Here is a 23143-nt window from a genome sequence, read left to right on the forward strand (position 1 = left end):
AAAATGCTAAACTTTTGCACTTGAGAACATCTTTTCTACCCCGGCATTTCAACTTGAGCTCCGCATCCACTTTTAAGGAAATTCATGGCGAACATCAGAATCAACGGCAAGGGTCTGTTCTTTAGCGCCCAAAATGCGAATATTACATCCAGCGCACAAACTTTGACATCGGGCTTTTTCATTACCAATCAGATGCAAGCCAGCTGGACGGGTACAGGACTGAGTTACACGACAGGAGTGAGCCTGCCAACGGCAGGCACCATTACTTCCATCACCGTGAAGAATGGACTTGGCCTGGAACAGTTCAGCATCAGCAATCTGAACTACCTGCTGTCATCTTCTGATGACTGGAACAAACTGGATCAGGTACTAATCAACATGGTATCAGGCAACGATAACTGGACGGGTTCGGCTGTGAATGATCTGTTTGCCCTTGGTTCTGGCTCAGATACTTATGACGGGGGTGCCGGGACAGACACCGTATTGATGAATATTGCGTCAAGCTACTTCAGCGTCAATCTGACAAAAAATGGTATGGTCACTACCATCGTGGCACCAGGTACTGCAGTGAACGGACTCACCGATACTTTTACCAATATTGAGCGTCTGCAATTCACCGACAAAACATTGGCGATCGACATTGATGGCAATGCGGGACAGGCATATCGCCTGTATCAGGCAGCATTCAATCGCATACCTGACAAGGCGGGTTTGGGTTACTGGATAGGGCAACTCGACAGCGGCGCAGAAACTCTCAATCATGCCGCTGCAGGCTTTGTCAATTCTGTAGAATTCAAAAAACTATATGGCGATAATATTACCGACAATGCTTTCATGACTGCCTTGTACAATAATGTCTTGCACCGCAATCCGGATCAGGCAGGCTTCGATTACTGGAATGGTCGCATCAAGGATGGTATGACACGTCCCGATATACTGGCCAGCTTCAGCGAGAGTGCCGAAAATTTCGCACAAGTTATCGGTCAGATATCCCACGGCATAGAGTTCATTCCTTACGGTTGATCATGGCAGATAAAATCAAGCGCATTGCCATCAGCACCGGCGGCGGCGACGCCCCCGGGCTGAATGCGGTCATACGTTCCGTGGTGCTGGCCGCCGAACTGCGCGGCTGGGAATGCTATGGCATACGCGAAGGTTTCAACGGTATCCTGCTGCCTGAGCGTTACCCGCACAATGGGGTAGCGCGCCTGACGGTGGACCAGGTACGCGGCATAGGACATCTGGGCGGCACCATACTGGGCACCACTAATCATGGCAATCCGCTGCGCTTTGCCACTACCATGCCTGACGGCAGCGTACAGGAAATAGACCGTAGCGCCGACATTCACCGTCACCTGAAGCAAATGGATATCGACGCCCTGATCTGCATAGGTGGCGACGGCACGCTGACCATAGCCAATGCCCTGCACCTGCAAGGCTTGCGCGTGGTGGGCGTGCCCAAGACCATAGACAATGACCTCGACAAGACCTTCACCACCTTTGGTTTCGACACTGCTGTCTCATTTGCCACGGAATGTGTGGACCGCCTGCACAGCACGGCAGAAAGCCATCAGCGCATCATGGTGGTGGAAGTCATGGGAAGGTATGCAGGCTGGATCGCCCTGCACTCGGGCATCGCAGCCAATGCACATGCGATAGTCATACCAGAGATACCGTACGACGTAGAGAAAATTGCGGCGATGATACGCAATCGTGACACCAATGGCCGCAACTATTCCATCGTGCTGGCAGCCGAAGGGGCACTGCCAGTCAATGGCCTGCATATGGTGCAAGAGGGTGCAGCAGCAGGACAAGAGGAAAGACTGGGCGGCATAGGAGAACGACTGGCTCATGACTTGCAAACCCTGACAGGCAAGGAAGCACGCGCTGTCGTGCTGGGACATTTATTGCGTGGCGGTAGTCCGACTGCCTTTGACCGTTTATCCGCCATGCGTTTTGGTGCGGCAGCCGTACGGGCGCTTGACGAAGGTCATTCCGGCATCATGGTGGCGCTGGCTTTTCCAAATGTGAACTATGTGGCTTTGGAAGAAGTGGCAGGCCGCATGAAAGCCGTTCCCATGGATAGCGATACGCTGCAAACAGGCAGGGATATAGGAATTTGTTTTGGCGATTGATGCGGTGAAATTCAACTCAAAACCGACTCAAAATTATTTCAGACTATTCCTGTAAAAATCTGCAAACTCATTTGCAGGCAAAGGCCGTGAATAATAATAGCCCTGTACTTCATCACATTTCTGTTGCCGCAAAAACTCCAGTTGCTCTGCTGTTTCCACACCTTCGGCTATTGTCAACAAACCCAGGCTCTTGGCCATGCTGATGACGGCGCTGACGATGGCGCGGTCTTCCGGGTCGCTGGTAATATCCCGTACAAAGCTCTGGTCTATTTTTAATTTGTAGACCTTGAATTTTTTCAGGTAACTGAGTGAAGAATAACCCGTACCAAAATCATCGATAGACATGCGTATGCCGCGCTCATGCAGATTATTCATGACAGCTATTGCCCCTTGCGGATCATGCATGGCCACGCCTTCAGTCAACTCCAGCTCCAGGCACGCCGGCGGCATGTCAGCCTCTTGCAATATGCGTGTCACCAGTGCAGGCAAATCATGATGACGGAACTGGACTGCTGACAGGTTTACCGCAATCAGTAAATCTGGCAAGTCGCTGGCCTGCCATTGCTTCCATTGTTTTACTGCCGAGCGCAAGACCCATTCACCTATGGGTAAAATCAAACCACTGTCTTCTGCCACGGGGATGAATTCTGCAGGGGATACATGACCCAGCACCGGATGGTGCCAGCGCAACAGTGCTTCAGCCCCCTGCACATGCCCAGTTTGCATGGAGAGTTGCGGCTGGAAATGCAACTGGAATTGCTGCTTCTCCAGCGCCTGGCGCAAGGCATTCACCAACTCCAGATGGCGGGTAGAACGCTCCTGCATTTCCTGGGTGAAAAAGCGATAAGAATTTCTGCCTTCGCGTTTGGCCCTGTACATGGCAGCATCAGCATTGCGCGACAGCATCTCCAGATCCTTGCCATCATTGGGGTAGATTGCTATGCCCATGGAAGCCGTCACATTCAAATCATATTCACCCAGATGGAAAGGCGTGTTCACGACTTGCATGAGTTTCTGCACGACTTGCTCAACCTTGTGTTCATCAACGCCGGTTAATAGCAAAATAAATTCATCGCCACCCAGGCGCGAGATCGTATCGTTCTCGCGCATGGCGGCCACCAGTCGCTTGGCCAACTCCACCAGCAAGACATCACCCAGGCTATGGCCCAGAGTGTCATTGATGTCCTTGAAATGATCAAGATCAAAAAAGATAACGGCCAGTGCATCCTGATTACGTTCCGCCAGGCTCAGGGCATAACGCGCCAGTTCATCCAGCAAGGTGCGGTTGGGCAGACCGGTCAAGGCATCATAATGCGCCAGATATTTGATGCGTTCTTCGGTGCGTTTTTTATCGCTGATATCTTCCTGTATCGACAGGAAATGCGTTACTACCCCTTCGCTATTTCGGATGGGTGAGATATGCGCAAGATCAGTATGATCCAGGCCATCGGCATAGCGATTGATCAACTCCCCCTTCCAGTTTTCACCACGCCCCAGTTGTTGCCACATGTCGGCATATACTTCTGGTGATGTCCTGCGCGAACGCATGATGCTGGGTTTGCGGCCTACGACTTCTTTGAGTTCTTTACCGGCATTCTTCAGGTAAGCCGCATTGGCATATTCTATATTGACTGCCATATCAGTAATCACGATGGCATTCGAGCTTTGCTCAACTGCCTGCGAGAGTTTGTGCAAGCTTTCTTCAGATTGTTTGCGCTCCATGCCGATGGCGATCAGGTTGGCGGCCATCTCCAGCAGATTCAGGGAAAACGTATCTGGCACTGACGGCTGGCGATGATAAATCGCGAATGCACCTATGACCTTGCGCTCGGTTGAGCGTATGGGTTCTGACCAGCATGAACGCAGCTCAAACTGTTCTGCCAGCTTCCAGTAGTCGCGCCAGTAAGCATGGGTAGAAAGATCAGTAACAATAGTACGTTCACCAGTGAACAAGGCATTACCACAAGAACCTACACCAACACCAATCGGTTCACCTTCTATGGCCTGAGTAAAGGCCACGGGCAAGCTGGGGGCCGCACCGGTACGCAGATGCATGCCATCCTTGTCGAGCAACATAATGGAACACAGGCAATCTGACAATAAGGATTCGACCTTCAGGACCACATCATGAAACAATTCTTTTTGTGTGGTATTGGCAGTAATCCTCTCCAGCATATAGCTGCGCAATTCTTCCATCTGCAAGGCATGCAGGCGTTCGTCTTCAAGCTCGAAACGATTCAGGACATGGCTGATATCAGTGGCAAATTCCATCAACAAGCCTTGCACTGCTTCGTCAAAGGCATTTTCATTTTCGGCATATAAATTGAAGGTACCGACCACTTTGCCATTTTTTTGTAAAGGGAGCGCCGCGGAAGCACGCCAACCCTGTGCAGCGCCGCGTTCATGCCAGGCTACGGTCAATTCATCATGTAAAAAATCCTGGCACCAGTAAGCCTGGTTTTGCAGATAGGCCAGCGCGCTGGGGCCATGTGTTTCCACCTGGTCTGGGTGGACTGAGAGCTGCAAGTCATCAAGATAGCCGGCCCCGGCACCAAAAGACGCCACAGACTTAAGCATCTGTGTACCTTCAGGCACCAGACCTATCCATGCCATTTTCAGGCCACCTACGATTACTGCATTTTCACAGATGCGTGGCAATAAATCAGCCTTGTTTTCCAGGCGCAAGATCGATTGATTGCATTGGTTCAGGGCATTGTACAAGCGGCTCAGACTCTCATTTTTTTGCGCTGCCTGGTTGCGTGCTGCATCTATCTCGGCCAACCTGGCCTGGGTGATGGCCAGCCAGCCCATGATGCTTTCTTCCATGCCGGGTTTGACGATAACAGGCGCGGTGAAATTACCCTTGCCCAGATTAATCAGGCTGGCAGACACTTCGTGTATGGAACCACCCAGGCTCATGTTGAGGGAGCGATAGGCGCGCCACAGCAAACCAACCAGCAGGATGCCGACAAAAATAAACAGCATGCGTACCTGCAAGGCAAACTGGGCGGCATCCTCGACCAGGGCCAACCCGCGCTTTTCCATCAAATCACTGGCTTCTGCAATAGGGCGCAAGATCGCCAGTTTGGCCAATCTGTATTGTTCGTCATACAGTAGCTTGCTGGCCTGCTCAGTGGTCACCTGCACATCGGCACCTGGATGTTCTATCATATCCATAGCCTTGTACTCTATCGCTGTGAGAGCGTCAGAATTATGCTTGGCCATTTCCAACAGCTTGAATTCTTCCTCGCTGATGCCGGTTTTGCGTATGAGATCCATCAAGGGAATACGCAGACCCACCTGCCCGGCCTGCTCTATTGACTTGGCCTGACTGGCTGGGACCAGATCCCAGAACAAATTTTTACCCAGCGCAGGCCGGGCAGCCTTGCCATTGCGTACATCCAGGATGTGCTGGTAATAGCGTTTATAGTCGGGGTTGCCAGTCACCACATAGCTGCGCACCATGCGTGTCAGGTCTTCTGAGCTTTGCTCCAACTCCAGGGACAGGGCATGGGATTCAAAACGCAAGTCGTTCAAGCGGTCTACGGTTTTTTCTGAATACACATACCAGCCAAAAACCAGAGTAAACACAGCAAATACCACCAGCGTCAGCCAAAAGCTGCGCGAATAGATGGATAAGTTGTTATGAGTAGCCATTGCGTCAGCGCTTTCAAGAACCGGGCAACAAAAGTCAGCAAAAAATTAGCAACATACGTGCTGACCTGAGGGAAGCAATTATTCTAAAACAAGTTTCTCCTGAAGCAAGCCTTACTTTGCCTTACTTTGCCTTACTTTGCCTTAGTTTGCTTGCCTGTGGCTGATTGTGTTGCTTATGTCTCGGCTTTGGGATGTATCCTGACCAGGATGATACGTGGACCATTCATTTTCTTGACTACTGCATCAAAGCGTTCGAATTCAATTTTTTGCCCTTCAACCGGCAAATCACCGAGTTTGTGCATGATCAGGCCACCGATGGATTCGACTTCATCACTGTCAACATCAAAACCCAGGGCACTGCCCAGTGTAAACAGAGGCAGGCTCCCCTTGCCTATCAGTGTACCGTCATCCAGCGAGGTCCAGTCGTTTTCATTTTGACGGAACTCGTCGCGTATCTGGCCCACCAGGGCACTCAGCAAATTATCCAGCGTCAAAAAGCCGACAGGCTTGCTACCGCGCACACCAACGATGGCGAAATGTGGCGCACCTTTACGGAAGCGGCGGAACAACTCCAGCGCCGGCATGGTAGGCGGTACAAATTCAACCTGGCGTAAATGCTTGCTCAAGTCATCCAGGGGCTTGCCTGCCTGCTGTGCCAGGAACAAATCTTTCAGATGCAGCATACCGAGCACGGTTTCATCATCTTCATCAAAATAGGGATAACGGCTGAAGCGGTTACGCGCTGCCGTCTGCATGTTTTCTTCCAGCGAAGAACTTTTGTACATGGCCACGACTTCATTGATTGGACGCATCAGGTCAGAAATTTCAAGGCCACCAAAGTCCAGCACCTGGGCCATGATGCTCCATTCATCGCGGGTTTCTTTTTTGCCGCCATGGCTGCCGCGCAAGATGAGCTTGAGCTCTTCGGGTGAATAATGAGCATCGCCACCGTGTTCGGCGCTCAGACCTATCCATTTCAAGACCTTGTTGGAACTGAAGTTCAATGCCCAGATGGCAGGATACATGCTCCAGTAAAACGCATACAGGGCTGGCGCTGTCCATAATGAGACGCGCTCTGGCATGCGTATCGCCATGGACTTGGGCGCAAGCTCGCCAACGACGATATGCAGGAAGGAAATAACAAAGAAAGCAAAAAAGAAGGAGATGCCGTGTATCAATTCTTCAGAGTCAACCCCGACCACAGAAAATACAGGATGCAACAAGCGGGCAAAGGCGGGCTCACCTATCCAGCCCAGTCCCAGCGACGCCAGGGTAATGCCCAGTTGACAGGCGGATAAATAGGTATCCAGGTGTTGATGCACCGTGAATAAGAGGCGGCCTCGCAAACCTGAAGTCTTCGCAATACTGCGCACCCTGGTCTGACGCAACTTCACCAGACCGAATTCTGCCGCCACGAAAAAGCCATTTAACAAGACCAGTAACAGGGCAGCCAGCACCAACAATAAATTATCCAACGCTTAACCTTTTTAATGAACACACCGACACTTTAGACTAAATTGCCTCTTTTTGCATGCAAATGCAATGGCTTGCATAAGGCTGCTCTTGAAAAACCAGCAATTTGCCACACCTCTTAAAGCCTTAGGTGTGCTAACGAAAAACTCTCCACTTTCGATAGTTGCATGACAAAACCCGTGAATTGCGTTAAAAGCTTATGTTCATGGCATTTTGAGGAGAAAGGTTTGAGCTTAGACAGTGTTTTAGCGGAAATTGAAGTCCGCCTTGGCGAATATCCTGCACTCAATGATATCCAGTACTTGCGTGACCTGATTGCAGAAATACGCCCACCCCGCCCACAAGATACCGCACGGGCCACCGATAATTTGCGCGCCCTGTGCTTTGTGTTGCAAAGTAACCCGGCATGGCGCAATGCCTTGCGCTGCTATCTGGTACAGGTATTGACCACGCGCAAGCTGGTGCATTTGTTCACCGACGTCGGTATTACCCAGAATATTGGTTTCTGGTCAGCGGCCAGGCAAAGATTAATGAATAAATTTTTGCCGCCGCTGGTGAATGACACCTATATCAAGGATGTGTTTGGCCAGTTGTTTTATAAAAAAACGGATCATATCTGGATCAATGCAGTAGCAGATCAGTCCTGGATGGACTTACTCAAGGCCATAGGTTTTCGCTCACGCGCCCCACGTGCAACCTATGCTGCACTGACATGTGAAATCCTGAGTGCCGTGCAGGTATTGTCTTACCGTATTACGAATATCGGTCTGGAAGCCGAACTGGTGCGCAACTATCCAGACATAGAAAAATTCGAATCACCTTTCTTGCGTCAAAATGATGCCATCAATGACTATGTGATTTGCTATACCAAATGGCTGGCAGACAAATCGCATGAACGGGAAGACAGCAAACATATCGAAGTCTTGCTGACGCAGTGCGAAGACATCGCCAACCGTATCCGTCGTACTGCAGCCATGCAAGGCGTATCGATCAGCCTGACGCGCCTGCTGCTGCAATTGATGCAAAGCATAGCGCGACTGCGCCAGTTGCTGGACATGCTCGACAGCCGCAGCACTGACCATGCCGCAGCCATAGGCACGACCCTGTTCAAGGAATTGTCTATCGCAGAAAACCACAGCCATAGCCTGCGCAATCTGATGCAAAGCAATACTGAGCTTTTGTCACTGCAAGTGACAGAACGGGCCGGAAAAAGTGGCGAACACTATGTCACGAATAACCGCGCAGAGTGGCTGGAGATGTTGCGCTCTGCCCTGGGTGCTGGCTTCATCGTCGGCTTCATGGCGCTCATCAAGATTTTGTTTGGCACGCTGGCGCTGGCACCGTTTGGCTACGCAGTGTTGTACAGCCTGAATTATTCTGGCGGCTTCATGCTGGTGCATGTATTGCATTTCACTATCGCTACCAAGCAACCGGCGATGACCGCAGCACTATTGGCGCGGGCCATTGATGGCGGCAAACAGAAACTCGATGAACTGGCTGAACTCATCGTACGCGTATTGCGCTCACAATTCATTGCCATCATCGGCAATGTAGGCCTGGCCATGCCTACTGCCTATGCTATCGCCTGGGCCTGGCTTGCCATCACGGGCAAGCATCTGGTATCGCCAGAGAAAGCCCAGCATCTGCTGCATGACATAGACCCTTTTGGCAGCCTGGCGCTGCCACATGCGGCCATCGCCGGTGTCTGCCTGTTCTTGTCTGGCCTGATCTCAGGCTATTACGATAACAAGGCCAGCTATGGAAATATACCTGAGCGCTTGCGTCAACTGGCTTGGCTGAAGCGTCTTCTGGGTGAAGCGCGCCTGCTACGTGTCACTACTTACATAGGTAATAATCTGGGTGCACTGGCGGGTAACTTTTTCTTCGGCATCATGCTCGGCACGATAGGGCAATTGGGCAGTTTCTTTGGCTTGCCGATAGACATACGTCACATCACTTTTGCCAGTGCCAACTTTGCCTTTGCGCTGGTCGGCCTTGACAATGTCATGAGCTGGCAAGTGGCTGCTTATTCCTTGTTTGGCATCATTGCGATAGGCATGGTGAACCTGGGTGTCAGCTTCAGCCTGGCGATGCTGGTGGCATTGCGTTCACGCCGTGTCAGTTTTGGACAAGGCGGTTTGCTGACTGTCTTGCTGTGGACGCGCTTCAAGGAAAATCCTCGCGATTATTTCTTCCCGGCCAAGGAAGTCAAAATAGAAACTGAAACTGAAACAGGAAGCGAAAGCGAAAAAGAAAATGAAAATGAAAAGGAAGTGGAAAATAAAAAGTGAGATTCGTCTCTCACTTTAATCGATTTCATTGCTGCGTCAGTCAACCATATGCCTGGCGCAGCGTTTACACTGGATCAACTCTTTTCCGGGGTAATTCATGAAACTCATACCTGCTCTGCTTGCCAGCGCCCTCACCTTGCTCACCGTCCAGGCCGTCAGTGCCCACGAATATGATGGCTTGATGAAGGCCAAGAAATACGCTGAGGCAGAAAAAGCGGCGAATGCCAAGTTAAGCACGGATGCCAATAATGCCGACGCCTTGCTGGTCAAGGCAGAATTGATACTGGCAGAAGGCAAGCTCGACAAACTCGATGAGGCAGCAAAGTACGCAGAGCAATGTGTCAGCGCCCATCCTCAACTGTCTGAATGCCATGAAATGCTCGGCAATGTCTTGGGTACAAAAGCCACCTCAGGCGGCATGCTGGCTGCCATGTCGTATGCTGGCAAAATACGCGATGCCTTTATCAAGGCAGTGGAGCTGGACCCAAAAAATTACAGCGCACGCGGTTCATTGCTGCAATATTATTTGCAGGCACCAGCAATTGCCGGTGGCGGTAAAAGCAAGGCACAAAACCTGGTCATAGAAACTGCCAAGGTGAATAGTGCTGCGGGTAATTTATTGCAAGCGAATATGGACCTGGCAGACGATAAATTTGCCAGTGCAGAAACAGCAGCCTTGAGCGCAATCCCCGGCAATACAGAATCATTGATTAGCATGCAGCGCGGTATCCTGTACAGCATAGGTGCAAGCTATGTACAGCAAAAGAAATACAATGATGCAGAGCGCATTTTTACCGACATGCAGCAACGCTTTCCTGCCAAGTACCAGGGAGCATTTGGCATGGGCCGCTCCTTGCAGGAGCAGGGCAAACACAAAGAAGCGCTGAGCTGGTTTGAAAAAGCCCAGACTCTCGATACCAATGCAGGTATCTATTACCGCCTGGCACAATGCCTGCAAGCCGTGAATGAAAAGCCCAAGGCAATCTCGTATTTTGAAAAAGCACTGAGCTTCAAACCAGCCTTGAGCAAGAAACTGCGGGCAGATGCGGAAGAGCAGTTAAAGGCATTGAAAGCCTGATTGGCTTGCACAGGCTGACACGCTGATTTGTTGAAAACATGTATGGCTGATCACATTTGATCAGCCATTTGTTTTATCAGTTGTTGTGTTGCAAAACTCATCATCCAGGTTTGACGCAGGTCAACGAAAGCAGGAATGCCGGTATTTGCCTGATGTGAACTCAGGAGCGACGGCGTAAAATTCTGTTTCACTCCCCCTCCCTGCTCCGTCATGAAAACCGCGACTGCATCGAAACGCTTTATCCCGCATAGCCTGCTGGAAGATGTGCTGGCCATCATCACAGGCAGCTTACTGGTTTCTCTTGGAGTGGCCTTGTTCAATCAGGCAGGCTTGCTGACAGGCGGCACAGCTGGTCTGGCCTTCTTGCTGCATTACACCACCGGCTGGTCATTTGGTACCTTGTTCTTTTTGATCAACCTGCCGTTTTACTGGCTGGCGTGGAAACGCATGGGCTGGCGCTTTACCTTGAAAACTTTTTGCGCGGTAGCACTGGTATCAGTGTTTTCCAGCCTGCATCCCAAGCTCTTGCATCTGACAGCAATAACTGCACTGACACCCTTCTATGTTGCACTGACAGGTGGCCTGATGATGGGGGTCGGTTTCATCGTTTTATTTCGCCATCAGGCCAGCCTCGGTGGCATCAATATCCTGGCCCTGTATATGCAGGAAAAACATGGTATACGCGCAGGCAAATTGCAAATGGGCCTGGATTTCATCATCGTGCTGGCTTCGCTGGCCGTGGTAACACCGATGGCTTTGCTGGCGTCTGTGCTGGGTGCTTTCGCCTTGAACCTGGCAATCAGCCTGAATCACAGGCCAGGCCGTTATATGGCGATGTGAAGCTGATCGATGTTAAGTTTATTGATGTTAAGCTTATTTTGTTCAGACCAACGCAGCACGGTATTGTGTCGGCGACATCTGCAAGCGTTTTTGAAATGCCCTGCGCAACTGGTCATCACTGCCAAAACCACAGCGTGCCGCGATCGTCTTCACAGGCAAGGTTTGTTCAGACATGTCTGCCAGCAATTGCCGGGCAAACTCAAGGCGCGCTGTCTCAATAAATTCTGTTGTGCTGACACCTACTTCATGCTGGAACAAACGGGTGAAATTGCGCAAGCTCATGCCTGCCATCTTGGCCAGTTGCGATACTGGCAGGCGCTGATGCAGGTTGGATAATATCCATTGCTGCAATTCACGAATATTGGTTTGCGCAGTTTTCTGGCTCATCAGATGCGTGCTGAATTGTGACTGTCCACCCGGACGCTTCAGATACACCACCATGTCGCTGGCAACTTCCAGCGCCAGTTCGTGACCACAATCATCTTCCACAAAGGCCAGTGCCAGATCAATGCCGGCTGTCACGCCAGCAGAAGTCCACAGGTTGCCACTGCGGATAAAAATCGCATCGGCATCTACTTGTACGGCAGCAAAGTCATCTTGCAATTGTTGGGCGACGCTCCAGTGCGTTGTCGCATGTTTCCCATCCAGCAAACCTGTCCTGGCCAGGAAAAAAGCCCCTGAACATAGTGCCGCCAGACGTTTGATCCTCGGTGCAACTTCAGCCACCCAATCAATGATGGCCTGATTGTCTTCCAGCGCCTGCTGTATATGCCGCGAACCGACGATGATGGCATCGTCTGGCAAAGCCAGCGTATTGATGACCTTGCTGGCTTCAAGGCACATCAGGGTATCTGAGCGCACTGGCCCCAGATGTGCCGCCGCAATCTTCACATCATAAGCGGCAGGCTTACCCTGGCGCTGTAAATGGATGTTCGCATATTCAAACACCGACATGGGGCCTATCGCTTCCAATGCCTTGAAGCCAGGGTAAATCACGATATCTACCGTGCGTGCTGACACGGCTTGCCTGAGCTTGCCTGGTTTAACAGTTTTCATCGATTTCATCCTCAGCCCGGTTTCAGCAAAGTACGCATCATAATCCAAACCACGTCGCCCGTCTTTTTAAGCCATTCTTAGCGCACAATCGGCCAGACATGTAAAAAGATTACAGGACTACTGCAGCTTTACAGCACAATCAGCAAACTAAGCTTAGTGCAAGACAAGACCACCATTTAAAGGATAGCCATGAAAACCAAAGCCGCCATCGCCTGGAAAGCCGGAGCACCGCTGACAATAGAAGAAGTTGAGCTGCAAGGCCCTCAAGCTGGCGAAGTACTGATCGAAGTCAAGGCCACCGGCATTTGCCATACCGACTATTACACACTCTCTGGTGCTGATCCTGAAGGCCTGTTCCCGGCCATCCTCGGTCATGAAGGTGCTGGCGTTATCGTCGATACCGGCCCTGGTGTCACCAGTGTACGCAAAGGCGATCATGTGATCCCGCTGTATACACCAGAATGCCGCCAGTGCAAATTCTGTCTGTCACGCAAAACCAATCTTTGCCAGGCAATACGCTCCACCCAGGGCCGTGGCCTGATGCCGGATGCAACATCGCGTTTTTCGCTGGACGGCAAGCCGCTGTTCCATTACATGGGTACATCGACTTTTTCCAATTACATCGTGGTGCCAGAAATCGCCGTCGCCAAGGTACGTGAAGATGCGCCTTTCGACAAGATTTGCTACATCGGTTGTGGCGTCACTACTGGCGTTGGTGCCGTGGTTTTCACGGCCAAGGTTGAGGCTGGTGCAAATGTCGTGGTGTTTGGTCTCGGCGGCATAGGCCTCAACGTCATACAGGCTGCCAAGATGGTAGGCGCTGACAAGATCATTGGTGTAGACCTGAACCCTGCGCGTGAGAGCATGGCACGCAAATTCGGCATGACCCATTTCATCAACCCTACACAAGTAGAAAACGTAGTTGACCACATCATCCAGTTGACCGATGGTGGCGCAGATTATTCTTTCGAGTGCATAGGCAATACCAAGGTCATGCGTCAGGCGCTGGAATGCTGCCACAAGGGCTGGGGCAAATCCATCATCATTGGTGTCGCTGAGGCCGGTGCAGAAATCTCTACCCGCCCCTTCCAGCTCGTCACTGGCCGCGAATGGAAAGGCTCGGCCTTTGGCGGCGCACGTGGCCGTACCGACGTGCCAAAAATCGTCGACTGGTATATGGAAGGCAAACTCAATATCGATGACCTGATCACCCACCGCCTGCCGCTGGAACGCATCAATGAAGGTTTCGATCTCATGAAGAGCGGTGAATCAATACGTTCGGTGGTGTTGTTCTGATGACGCAGCGCGAATCCAACGATGATGCAGCAGACGACGCAGAAGAAGTGACATTGCTGAGCCAGCACGCCTGCCATGGCGGCGTGCAACGCTTTTATCAGCACGAATCTGCCGAGATAGGCTTGCCCATGCGGTTTTCAGTCTACCTGCCACCACAGGCCATGGCAGGCGAAACCTGCCCGGCAGTCTTTTATCTGGCTGGCCTGACCTGCACCGAAGAAACCTTCATGATCAAGGCAGGTGCGCAAGCCATTGCTGCACGCGAAGGCATCATCCTCATCACTCCAGATACCAGCCCGCGCAATGCCAACATCCCCGGCGACAGCGATAATTGGGATTTTGGTGTGGCTGCCGGTTTTTACCTGGATGCAACGCAAGCGCCCTGGAGCAAGCACTACCGCATGCACAGCTACATCGTCGCTGAACTGCTGCCCATGCTGCTTGCCAGCCTGCCCATGGACAAGTCGCGCGTCGGCATCATGGGGCATTCCATGGGTGGCCATGGCGCACTGGTACTAGCCTTGCGCCATCCAGAGCTATTCAGCAGCGTATCAGCCTTCGCCCCTGTTGCAGCACCAAGCCAGTGCCCCTGGGGCCAAAAAGCCTTCACCGGCTACCTGGGACCTGATCAAAATACCTGGGCCGGGTATGACGCCACAGCACTCATGCAAAAGCAGAGCCAGCCACCCTTCCCCAAAGGCATTTTGATCGACCAGGGATTTGCCGACAAATTTTTGGCTGAACAATTGCATCCTGAGAAATTTGCTCAGGCTTGTACTGCAGTCGGGCAAGCACTGACATTGCGCTATCAGCCTGAATACGATCATGGTTACTACTTCATCAATACCTTCATTGAAGACCATTTGCTGCACCACAAACAGCAATTGAATGCCTGATACCTCTCATTAGCGCTTCAAAACGCAGCAAAAACGGCTCCAAGGCTGCTTGTTCCAGTCGCACCAAACTGGAACAAGCACTCTATTTCTGTGCGTTTCTCGTTTAACTGTCATCTTTATTGTGTAAAATCGAGCGACTTCGTCGCGCGTTTTTGCGCATACTTCAGAACGACATAACCAGAAAGCAAGAGATGAGTAAAGTAGTCATCAGCGGCACCGGCCTGTACACGCCTTCCCAGTCCATTTCCAATGAAGAACTGATCGCCAGTTTCAATGCTTATGTCCAGCAACACAATGTACAAAACGCGGCGGCCATCGCCAGTGGTGAAGTAGTCGCACTGGAAGAATCCAGCGTTGCCTTCATCGAAAAAGCATCCGGCATCAAATCCCGCTTTGTCATGAACAAAGAAGGCGTGCTCGACATCAACCGCATGGTGCCGCACATCCCGGAACGCAGCGATGAAGAGCCATCCATCATGTGTGAAATGGCCGTAGCAGCTGCCAACCAGGCGCTGGAACGTGCAGGCCGCAGCGCTGCCGATATCGACGCCGTCATTTGCGCTGCCAGCAATATGCAACGTGGCTACCCTGCCATGGCGGTGGAAATCCAGAATGCACTCGGCATAGACGGCTATGGCTACGACATCAACGTCGCCTGCTCGTCTGCCACCTTTGGCATACAGGCCGCTGTCACTGCCATACAAAGCGGCCAGGCGCGTGCAGTGTTAGTCGTCAACCCTGAGATTACCAGCGGCCACCTGAACTGGCGCGACCGCGACAGCCATTTTATTTTTGGTGATGCCTGTACTGCCATCATCGTAGAACGCGCAGACCTGGCGACATCCAAACACCAGTTTGAAATCGTCGGCCTCAGGCTCAAGACACAGTTCTCGAACAACATCCGCAATAACTTCGGTTTCCTGAACCGCGCTGATGAAAGCGGCATAGGCAAGCCAGACAAACTGTTCCGCCAGCAAGGCCGCAAAGTATTCAAGGATGTCTGCCCCATGGCTGCATCTGTCATTACAGCTACAGTACAGGCTGCCGACATCGCCATCCCTGATGTCAAGCGCTACTGGCTGCACCAGGCTAACCTGAATATGAATTTGCTCATCGCCCGTTTGATACTGGGCCGTGATGCATCACCAGAAGAATCACCAACCATTCTGGACACTTACGCCAATACTTCATCGGCTGGCTCCATCATTGCCTTCCACAAATACCAGGATGACCTGGAAACTGGCAATATAGGCGTGATCTGCTCATTTGGAGCGGGTTATTCTATAGGCTGCGTGGTGGTGAAAAAGCTGGGCTAAATTTCAATTTCGCCCAGTAATAGGAAAAGGCCGCAATGCGGCCTTTTGTTTTACTGATCAGCACATAAGACTGATACAGATGTCTTACATCCCCAAAGACTTCAGCAATTCAGAGTTTTCGTCATCATCATCGGCTGCAGAAGCTGCTGCCCCAGCGGCGTTCTGATCGGCAGCTTGCTGCATATGGAGCAGGGCATCAGGATCAGAAACTTCGTGCGTTTCAAAATCATGCAATTTAATGAATTCAGTTCTGTCTATCGCCAGCTCAAGATAGAAAATATTATTTTTCTCGGTGAAGAAAGACACACGGCGTAATTCCGGCCTGTCCAGCGGCGTATCCACGCTCAGCATGACTTGCTTGGTCAGCACCAGCATCTTGGGCTGGTTCTGGGTAATATTGGTTTGCAATTCGCGGCGTACCTTGCCGGTAAAATCACCAACGATCTGGTTCATCAACTCACCCAGAATATTCGCCACCTCATCTGAAGTAAACGAAGTCGCCAGCTCAGACTTGGGCATGCCCATGTTGAGCATGTACTTCTCATAGATTTCCAGCGCTGTATCGCCGTCAAAATTCAACACCACCAGACCAGAAAAGCCACCATCAAACAGCACGAAGCAACCGATATCCGGCTTCAAACCTATCTTTGTGATGCGCTGCACCATGGCAGAATAATGGACCTTGCTGTTTGTGGCGACGTTCAGCACCCGTATCACCGAATTACACAAACTGGTCAACAAGTCCTCTGTACCATACACAACGCTAGTTTCTTCTGTGGCCATGACCAACTCCCGAATTTATTACATGAAAAATCAATCCACCCTGCCCAATGAACCCCAATGAACACTAAGCACCGCAAGTCTGCGGTCACACTCAACATCCTGGCAAGATAGAGACACAGCATTCCCGCCCCAACATTGGTAACGGCAATACGAAACTTATCTGGAATAGCAATTAACAGCATACTCCCACTATGGACTACAAGACATACCCAAAACCAGCCAGGCACATCCCCCTATTGAACAGGCGCAAAGTCTGTTGGAATAATGAAAGAATACTGAAGCGATAGCGCCCCGTCTACATGTTTCATGCAATGGGGGTGATTTGTGGCCGTTCGATTAGGAGCGCGCTTGACGGGTGTTGCTAATTTGCAAGCATTGACGATCGTACTCAGAGCAAGCCGCAATATTATGAGCATCTTCATTGGTAAAGGCAAAAGACCGCATTTAGCGGCTTTTGCCTCATGAATCTTTGATGCTTACCAAAGTGCCAAGAATTGATATCCGTATTTTTGTCCAGAAAATTGATTTATCAAGTCTGTGGAACGTTTCACATCCCCAACCGCCTCAAAATTTGCTGCGCAGTCTCAATGCGCGCCTTGTTTGGATAATTTTTATTGGCAAGGATAACTATCCCTATTTTCTTTTCAGGCACAAAAGCAATGTATGCGCCAAAGCCACTGGTAGCGCCTGTCTTGTGGATGAAAACTTTTTTACCTGGGATCATCGGTGGTGTGATTTTTTCTACGGGTGTGGCATCAATGGCCATGTGAGTTGAAGAGCCTTCGATGACTGCGGCTATGTCTGTCGGGTAGGGATATAGTTCCCAGACCAGGCTTTGGGTCATGCCGTCAGCTTTGAAATAACCGGTGTGGGTATTCTTCAGGGCGAGGGCATACTCAGGTGTCAGCTTCATCTCGCCTATGTTTGCCTTGATGAATTGCACCAGGTCGTTGGCGGTGGTTTTGACGCCGTAGGCTTCTGTGGATAGCACATCTTCACGCAGGCGGACTGGGGTGTCGTCTTTTTTGTAGCCTTGTGCATAATCTGCCCGTTTGCTGTCCGGCACCGCGATGTAACTATTTTTCATACCAAAGGTGGGAAAGATCTGTTCTTGCATGATGGTGGCAAAAGGCTGCTGCAAGCTCCGGGCTGTGATGATGCCAAGCAGACCTATGCTGATATTGCTGTATGTCCGGTATTGCCCCTCTGGATGCTCAGGTTTCCAGTTTTTTAAATAGGTGTTCAGTTGTTCGTCATTTGTCACTTCATCTGGAACCTGCTGTGGCAAACCACCCGTGGTGTGCGTGCCCAGGCTTAGCAAGGATGTTTCTCCAAAGCTTGAGCCTTTCAAGTTGGGAAGGTGATCAGCGACCTTGTCAGTCAGCGCCAGTTTCCCCCTGCCCTGTGCCAGGGTCGTCATGGTGGCGATAAAGGTCTTGCTGATTGAGCCTATCTCAAACAGGGTGGTATCGGTGACTGGTGTTTTTTCTGACTTGGAAGCGAATCCATAATTGAATACATATTGCTTGCCATCGACAAAAATACCGATGGCCATGCCGGGGATGGCATGGGTTTTCATGACCGGGAGTATGGCTTCATCAGCGATATGTTTAACAGCGCCCACTTCGGCGCTCATGGCTGTCAGGCTGAATGTGGCAGTGATAGACAGGATGCTGATTCGTAAATATTGCAGGGCTAGTGATTTCATTTAATGCTCCTAAAGTTCGTCAAGTTGTTGCGTCCAAATTGTTTTTTTGATGAGTGAGTTCTGCCAGGGAAAATCACAATTTCAATTCCCAAACCAGCCTCCAGATTCTTGCGGTTTGCTGCTGGTTGATATCTGTCCAGCGCGATAGTGCGTTGGTATAGCTACCACTGTCTGTCTTGTCTTGCTGCAAAACATTGGCGACAGAAAAACGTAACTGGCTTTGTTTGTTTTGTTTCCAGGCCAGGTAAATATCGAGGTGACGTCTGGGGCTGCTATGCCCTGTCAGGTAAGCTGATTCGCGTACATTATTGGCGGCTTGATAGCTATAGTCTGCGCCCATGCGCCAGGCGGGATCAATCTGGTAGTCAGCCCCGGCGCTGACAAGCAAACCCGTTTGCTGAGCCAGACGGTTGTCGGGGCCTGGTACTTGTTCTACGCGCGACCAGTTGCGGTTGAGGTTACCGTGTACTTCTATGGCGGGCATGCTGGCGGCCAGTTGTTGCAAGTCTAGCTTGGCCTCGATTTCCAAACCGAGAATTCTGGCGCGGCCATTGTTGGCAAGGCTGGCGACCCAGGTAGTGCCTTGCTGCGCGAGTTGCTCCAGCATGACATCGTCTATGCGTCGCCAATAGGCGTTGGCGCTGATGACGCTGCTCTCTGTCAGGTAATGCTCATAAGCCAGTTCCATACCCCAGGCGCGTTCTGGCCGCAAGTTGGGATTGCCCTGAAAGTCAGCATTCAAGGGAGTGTTATTGTTGTCGATGCGAAACAGACGCGGCACCAGGTTGGCGACAGTGGGCAGTTTGAAGCTGCGGTTGAGCGCCATGCGCCATTGCCTTTGCGCATCGAGCTTCCAGACGCTTTGCAGTATCGGGCTCAGCATGGTGGATTTATTTGAAAAATCAAATTCACCCGCTTCTTTGCTATTGCTACTGATACGCTCCATGCGCAAACCCAGATAAGCAGACCAGGCGCTGTTGATGGTCCATTCGTCCTGTAGGTAGACAGCCAGTTTTTGCAGACCAGCCTGGTAATAATGTATGCTGTCATCAGCGATGCCCGTAAGGAGAGCGAGCTCCTGTTCATTGCGGTTTTCATGCCGTAATGCCCGGCTGGCTTCCCAGCCCAGGCTGAGCACATGTGATTCTGAATACGGTGCCAGGTATTTGCCGTTGAAGCGATATTCATTTTCATCGGCATCACCGGTGACATAGCGGTGTACGCTCAATGCCCCCGTATTGTCCTTGCCCCAGAAGTGGAATTTGGCGGATCTGTCAAAACTGTTCCAGCCAAAATTCATGGTCAGCTTGGCGCTGTCGGCGAGGCGGCGTTCCCAGCTAAGGTCATTGCGGGAGGTGAATATGTGTGCGGCCCAGATGGAATGATTATCCGGGAACTCTGTGCTATTACCAACATAGGTCGTTTCTTTTTCTTGTTTGGCGTTTTCCAGTCTGGAGAGATTCAGATTGCCTTGCCAGCTCAGGCTGTTTTGTGCATCGATTTTCCAGTTCAGGCGCGGCGACAGGCTGGCCACATCGCGGCGGTTTTGCTGGCCTTGTTGGAGTTGCCTGTCGGCTTGTGTTTGCCATGTGTCATTTGCGCCTGCGCGGGTGGCGTAGCTTTCTGCGGCAATTGTATTGACTTGGTTGGCATTGCTTTCAAACGTACCTGCCAGCACGTATGAAATATCAGCCTTGTTGAGCGATAACTGGTCGCCCATGCTCCACGACAAATTGCCCGACAAGCGCCCGGCCTGGAGGCTGGTGTTGGTTTTGATTTCTGTAGACTGGTTGCTGCTTTTTTTCTTGAGGATGACATTGATGGTACCGGCAATGCTCTGGGCACTGACATCAGCACTGGCCACGCGCATGACTTCTATTTTTTCTATCAAGTCTGGGGCGATGCTGTCTATGGTGAAACCTACCGGGGTAGTCTGGCCATTGAGCAATATCTGCGTATAGCCATTGCCGAGACCGCGCATGCGTATCTCTGCGCCCTTGCCTTTACTCTCCGTGACGCTGATGCCGGGCAGGCGCTTTAATATTTCGCTGAGATTGGTGTCGCCGTATTTTTCTATGTCTTCACGGCCATACACACTGCGCATGCCGACATCGTCCTGCCGGTCGCGAACAGCTTGCGATTTTCCGCTGATTTCTACTTGCTGCGGTGTTGGTTGTGCCAGTTGTTGTGCCAATACCGGTTTACTGGCGAACAGCGCCAGAACGCTCAGGGCAATGGTGGACAGACGTGTTGAGGTCTGCTTAAAAAGCATGGTGTTTTCTTTCTTCGACAGGTTGAAGGGCGTGACTGGTCCTTGCGCCGTTCAGGGCGCAGGACAGTCAGGTGTTGAGTGCGTTAAATGGGAAGTCTGTTTAGCCTGCTTAGCTAGTTTTTGCAGCTTCGAGTGCAGTACGTATGTGCATGACATCGTCAGTACGCACATCGCTGTTTTTTGCATTCAGCAAGACCATGATGACAGGTTTGCCTGCGATGGTGGTGCGCATGGTCAGGCAGCGGCCAGCGATTTTTGAGTAGCCTGTTTTTGAGAGACTGATGTCCCAGTCCTTGCTGGCGGTCAGACTGTTGGTGCTTTGGTAGTCGTAGGTCTGCCCGGCTACCGTGTACTGGCCTTCGCTGCGGCTGGCAAGGCTGCGCAATTCTGGATAACTGGCGGCGATCTTGACCAGGCGTGCGACATCTCTGGCGGTGGAACGGTTATTGGGGGAGATACCGGCAGCTTCTTCCAGATGCGTAGCTTGCAAACCCAGGCTGGCGGTCTTGCTCTGCAAGGCGGCAACAAAAGCGGGTTTGCCACCGGGGTAGGTTCTGGCCAGGGCTTTGGCAGCTGCATTGCTGGATGGTATCAGTGTCAGTTCCAGCAGATTTTGGCGCGACAAGACAGCTCCCGGTTGCAATTTGACCTGGTTGGTATGCCAGCCCGCGACATCTTCTTTGGTGATGGTGATGGCTTCATCTTTATCCAGCTTTGCATCCAGCGTCACCATGGCGGTCATCAGTTTGCTGATGGATGCGATGGGTACGATGGTGTCAGCATTTTTTTCCAGCAAGACTTTGCCGCTTTGTTCATCCACCACCAGCACATGTTCTGAACTGGTTTTGACATAGGCGCTGATGTGCGTTGCAGGCTCTGCTTTTGTGACAGCAACTTGCAATGATGGATCTGGTGCAGCATTCACCTGGGTTTGCAATACCAGCAGCAAGGCCGCCGCGATACCCAGCACGGGTGCTGCCATCTTCCAATGCCATGGCTGTGTATCAGGGCGCACCAGGCGCTTGATGCGTGACAGCAGGTCGCCACCGTTAGCTGCCATCGCAGCTTGCGGCATTGCGGCGATCTGCAATTTATCCAGCACTTGCAGGGCACGGGCCAATGGGCGGGTCTGGCCAAGCATGGCGGCTGCCATGTCGTCGGCAATCAATTCTCTTTCAGCATCAATGCGTTTGGAAATCCACCACACTGCAGGGTGATAAAACAGCAGCGACAAGACCAGGTTTTGCAAGAGGTTGACAATATAATCCCAGCGCTTGATGTGGGCCAGTTCATGTGCCAGCAAGGCCTCTATCATGTCGGGTGCCATGCCAGTCAGCAAGGATGCGGGCATGACCACGACAGGTTTGATGCAGCCATAAGTGATCGGGCTTAACAAGTCTTTTTGGAACTTGACCTGCACCTGGCGGCGTATGGAAAATTGATAGGCCAGTTGATTGGTACGTGCCTGCCATTGCTGCGTCAGGACAGCGATATCATTGCCATGCTGGCCAAGCCGATAGACCCACAGCAAGCCCAAAGCCAGACGCATCAGCATCAACAGCACGCCCATGCTCCACAGGCTGACCACCAGCGGCAACCAGGCCTCTATCTGTGCTGCAAGCAGGCTCTGCCTGACCCAGACCAGGTCCAGCGAGATGCTGGCCTTGCTGGCAAGTTGTATGGCTGTTTCCAAGTTGATGGTTTGCGGGTCTTGCCATTGCTGCAGTATGCCTAGCGCAGGCCACAGCAGGCAAGCCAGCATTGCGACGCAGGCCAGCACATAACGTAATTGCGGACGGGCATTGCGGGTCACGGCCAGCAGGATGGCGCAGACGCTGGCGATCAATGCACCCTGCCAGACAAAATGCAGCAGGGGCCAGCCCAGCAATTCGGTGAGCGTATATTCTGTGAATGTGGCAGCGGGCATCATGATTTTTTCTCATCCTGCATGATCTGTTCGATTTCATCACGTTCTTTATCGGTGACATGGCCGCGCAAGGCAGCCAGCACCAGAGCCTTGCCAGAACCGGCAAAGACTTTTTGTATCATGTCCTTGAGCAAATTGGTTTGCAGCGAATCCTGCTCTTGCGAAGGTGCATACACATGTGAGCGCTGGCTTTCATCGCGCGTCAAAATGCCCTTGCCGTGCATGATTTGCAGATGACGCAAGACCGTGGCATAGGCCAGGTCCGGACGTTCGTCCTGTATGGTTTCATGCAATTGCTTGGCACTCATGGGGCCATGTTGCCACAACACTTTGAGCAAATTCAGCTCAGAAGCCGTGGGCTTGGGAATAGATGATTTTGCAACAGAGGAAGACATATTCTGCATCCAGATTAAAC

Annotated in this window: 16 protein-coding genes; 8 read left to right on the plus strand and 8 right to left on the minus strand. The window is 51.6% G+C overall.

The window, feature by feature from the left end; translation table 11 throughout:
* The first annotated feature begins 84 nt into the window (after positions 1–84).
* Positions 85–1023, plus strand: a complete 939-nt coding sequence (locus ACO0LD_RS26200; RefSeq protein ID WP_423011486.1) for a DUF4214 domain-containing protein — start codon at positions 85–87, stop codon at positions 1021–1023.
* Between the two features lie 2 nt (positions 1024–1025).
* Complete coding sequence (locus ACO0LD_RS26205) at positions 1026–2135, plus strand: 6-phosphofructokinase (RefSeq protein WP_423011488.1); 1110 nt, start codon at positions 1026–1028, stop codon at positions 2133–2135.
* Between the two features lie 33 nt (positions 2136–2168).
* Here the strand turns inward: ACO0LD_RS26205 and ACO0LD_RS26210 are convergent, their stop codons facing one another.
* Both ACO0LD_RS26210 and ACO0LD_RS26215 read right to left on the minus strand, forming a co-directional pair.
* Positions 2169–5792, minus strand: a complete 3624-nt coding sequence (locus ACO0LD_RS26210; RefSeq protein WP_423011490.1) for a bifunctional diguanylate cyclase/phosphodiesterase — start codon at positions 5790–5792, stop codon at positions 2169–2171.
* 173 nt (positions 5793–5965) lie between these two features.
* Complete coding sequence (locus tag ACO0LD_RS26215) at positions 5966–7267, minus strand: hemolysin family protein (RefSeq protein WP_423011493.1); 1302 nt, start codon at positions 7265–7267, stop codon at positions 5966–5968.
* A gap of 225 nt (positions 7268–7492) precedes the next feature.
* Between ACO0LD_RS26215 and ACO0LD_RS26220 the strand changes: the two genes are divergently transcribed.
* The 3 genes from ACO0LD_RS26220 to ACO0LD_RS26230 all read left to right on the plus strand — a co-directional run bounded on the left by ACO0LD_RS26220 (position 7493) and on the right by ACO0LD_RS26230 (position 11474).
* Entirely contained in the window at positions 7493–9556 is a 2064-nt protein-coding gene (locus ACO0LD_RS26220) for a site-specific recombinase (protein ID WP_423011495.1), read from the plus strand.
* Positions 9557–9653: 97 nt separating this feature from the next.
* On the plus strand, positions 9654–10634 hold the full coding sequence (locus ACO0LD_RS26225; protein ID WP_423011497.1) for a CDC27 family protein: 981 nt from the start codon (positions 9654–9656) through the stop codon (positions 10632–10634).
* A gap of 210 nt (positions 10635–10844) precedes the next feature.
* Positions 10845–11474: a YitT family protein gene (locus tag ACO0LD_RS26230; RefSeq protein WP_423011499.1), complete on the plus strand. Its 630-nt coding sequence runs from the start codon at positions 10845–10847 to the stop codon at positions 11472–11474.
* A 42-nt stretch (positions 11475–11516) separates the two neighbouring features.
* Here the strand turns inward: ACO0LD_RS26230 and ACO0LD_RS26235 are convergent, their stop codons facing one another.
* Positions 11517–12530: a GlxA family transcriptional regulator gene (locus tag ACO0LD_RS26235; RefSeq protein WP_423011501.1), complete on the minus strand. Its 1014-nt coding sequence runs from the start codon at positions 12528–12530 to the stop codon at positions 11517–11519.
* A gap of 189 nt (positions 12531–12719) precedes the next feature.
* Between ACO0LD_RS26235 and ACO0LD_RS26240 the strand changes: the two genes are divergently transcribed.
* The 3 genes from ACO0LD_RS26240 to ACO0LD_RS26250 all read left to right on the plus strand — a co-directional run bounded on the left by ACO0LD_RS26240 (position 12720) and on the right by ACO0LD_RS26250 (position 16038).
* Positions 12720–13826: an S-(hydroxymethyl)glutathione dehydrogenase/class III alcohol dehydrogenase gene (locus tag ACO0LD_RS26240; RefSeq protein WP_423011503.1), complete on the plus strand. Its 1107-nt coding sequence runs from the start codon at positions 12720–12722 to the stop codon at positions 13824–13826.
* Positions 13826–14722, plus strand: coding sequence for an S-formylglutathione hydrolase (fghA, locus tag ACO0LD_RS26245; RefSeq protein ID WP_423011505.1), 897 nt, complete (start codon positions 13826–13828; stop codon positions 14720–14722). The genes ACO0LD_RS26240 and fghA overlap by 1 nt, the downstream gene beginning before the upstream one ends.
* Before the next feature lie 191 nt (positions 14723–14913).
* Positions 14914–16038: a beta-ketoacyl-ACP synthase III gene (locus ACO0LD_RS26250; protein ID WP_423011507.1), complete on the plus strand. Its 1125-nt coding sequence runs from the start codon at positions 14914–14916 to the stop codon at positions 16036–16038.
* 84 nt (positions 16039–16122) lie between these two features.
* On the opposite strand, the gene ACO0LD_RS26255 is transcribed toward ACO0LD_RS26250, so the two are convergent.
* The 5 genes from ACO0LD_RS26255 to ACO0LD_RS26275 all read right to left on the minus strand — a co-directional run bounded on the left by ACO0LD_RS26255 (position 16123) and on the right by ACO0LD_RS26275 (position 23123).
* Positions 16123–16821, minus strand: coding sequence for a DUF3334 family protein (locus tag ACO0LD_RS26255; protein WP_423011509.1), 699 nt, complete (start codon positions 16819–16821; stop codon positions 16123–16125).
* A 547-nt stretch (positions 16822–17368) separates the two neighbouring features.
* Complete coding sequence (ampC, locus tag ACO0LD_RS26260; protein ID WP_423011511.1) at positions 17369–18529, minus strand: class C beta-lactamase; 1161 nt, start codon at positions 18527–18529, stop codon at positions 17369–17371.
* Positions 18530–18602: 73 nt separating this feature from the next.
* The gene (locus ACO0LD_RS26265; protein WP_423011513.1) at positions 18603–20801 is read right to left on the minus strand and encodes a TonB-dependent receptor plug domain-containing protein; all 2199 of its coding nucleotides are present in this window, start codon (positions 20799–20801) and stop codon (positions 18603–18605) included.
* Positions 20802–20910: 109 nt separating this feature from the next.
* Positions 20911–22731, minus strand: a complete 1821-nt coding sequence (locus ACO0LD_RS26270) for a M56 family metallopeptidase (RefSeq protein ID WP_423011515.1) — start codon at positions 22729–22731, stop codon at positions 20911–20913.
* Positions 22728–23123: a BlaI/MecI/CopY family transcriptional regulator gene (locus ACO0LD_RS26275; protein ID WP_423011517.1), complete on the minus strand. Its 396-nt coding sequence runs from the start codon at positions 23121–23123 to the stop codon at positions 22728–22730. Before ACO0LD_RS26275 ends, ACO0LD_RS26270 begins: the two co-directional genes overlap by 4 nt.
* Positions 23124–23143 lie beyond the last annotated feature (20 nt).

This window comes from Undibacterium sp. Ji83W (assembly GCF_049340385.1).
In the GTDB taxonomy this organism is placed as follows: Bacteria; Pseudomonadota; Gammaproteobacteria; order Burkholderiales; family Burkholderiaceae_D; genus Undibacterium.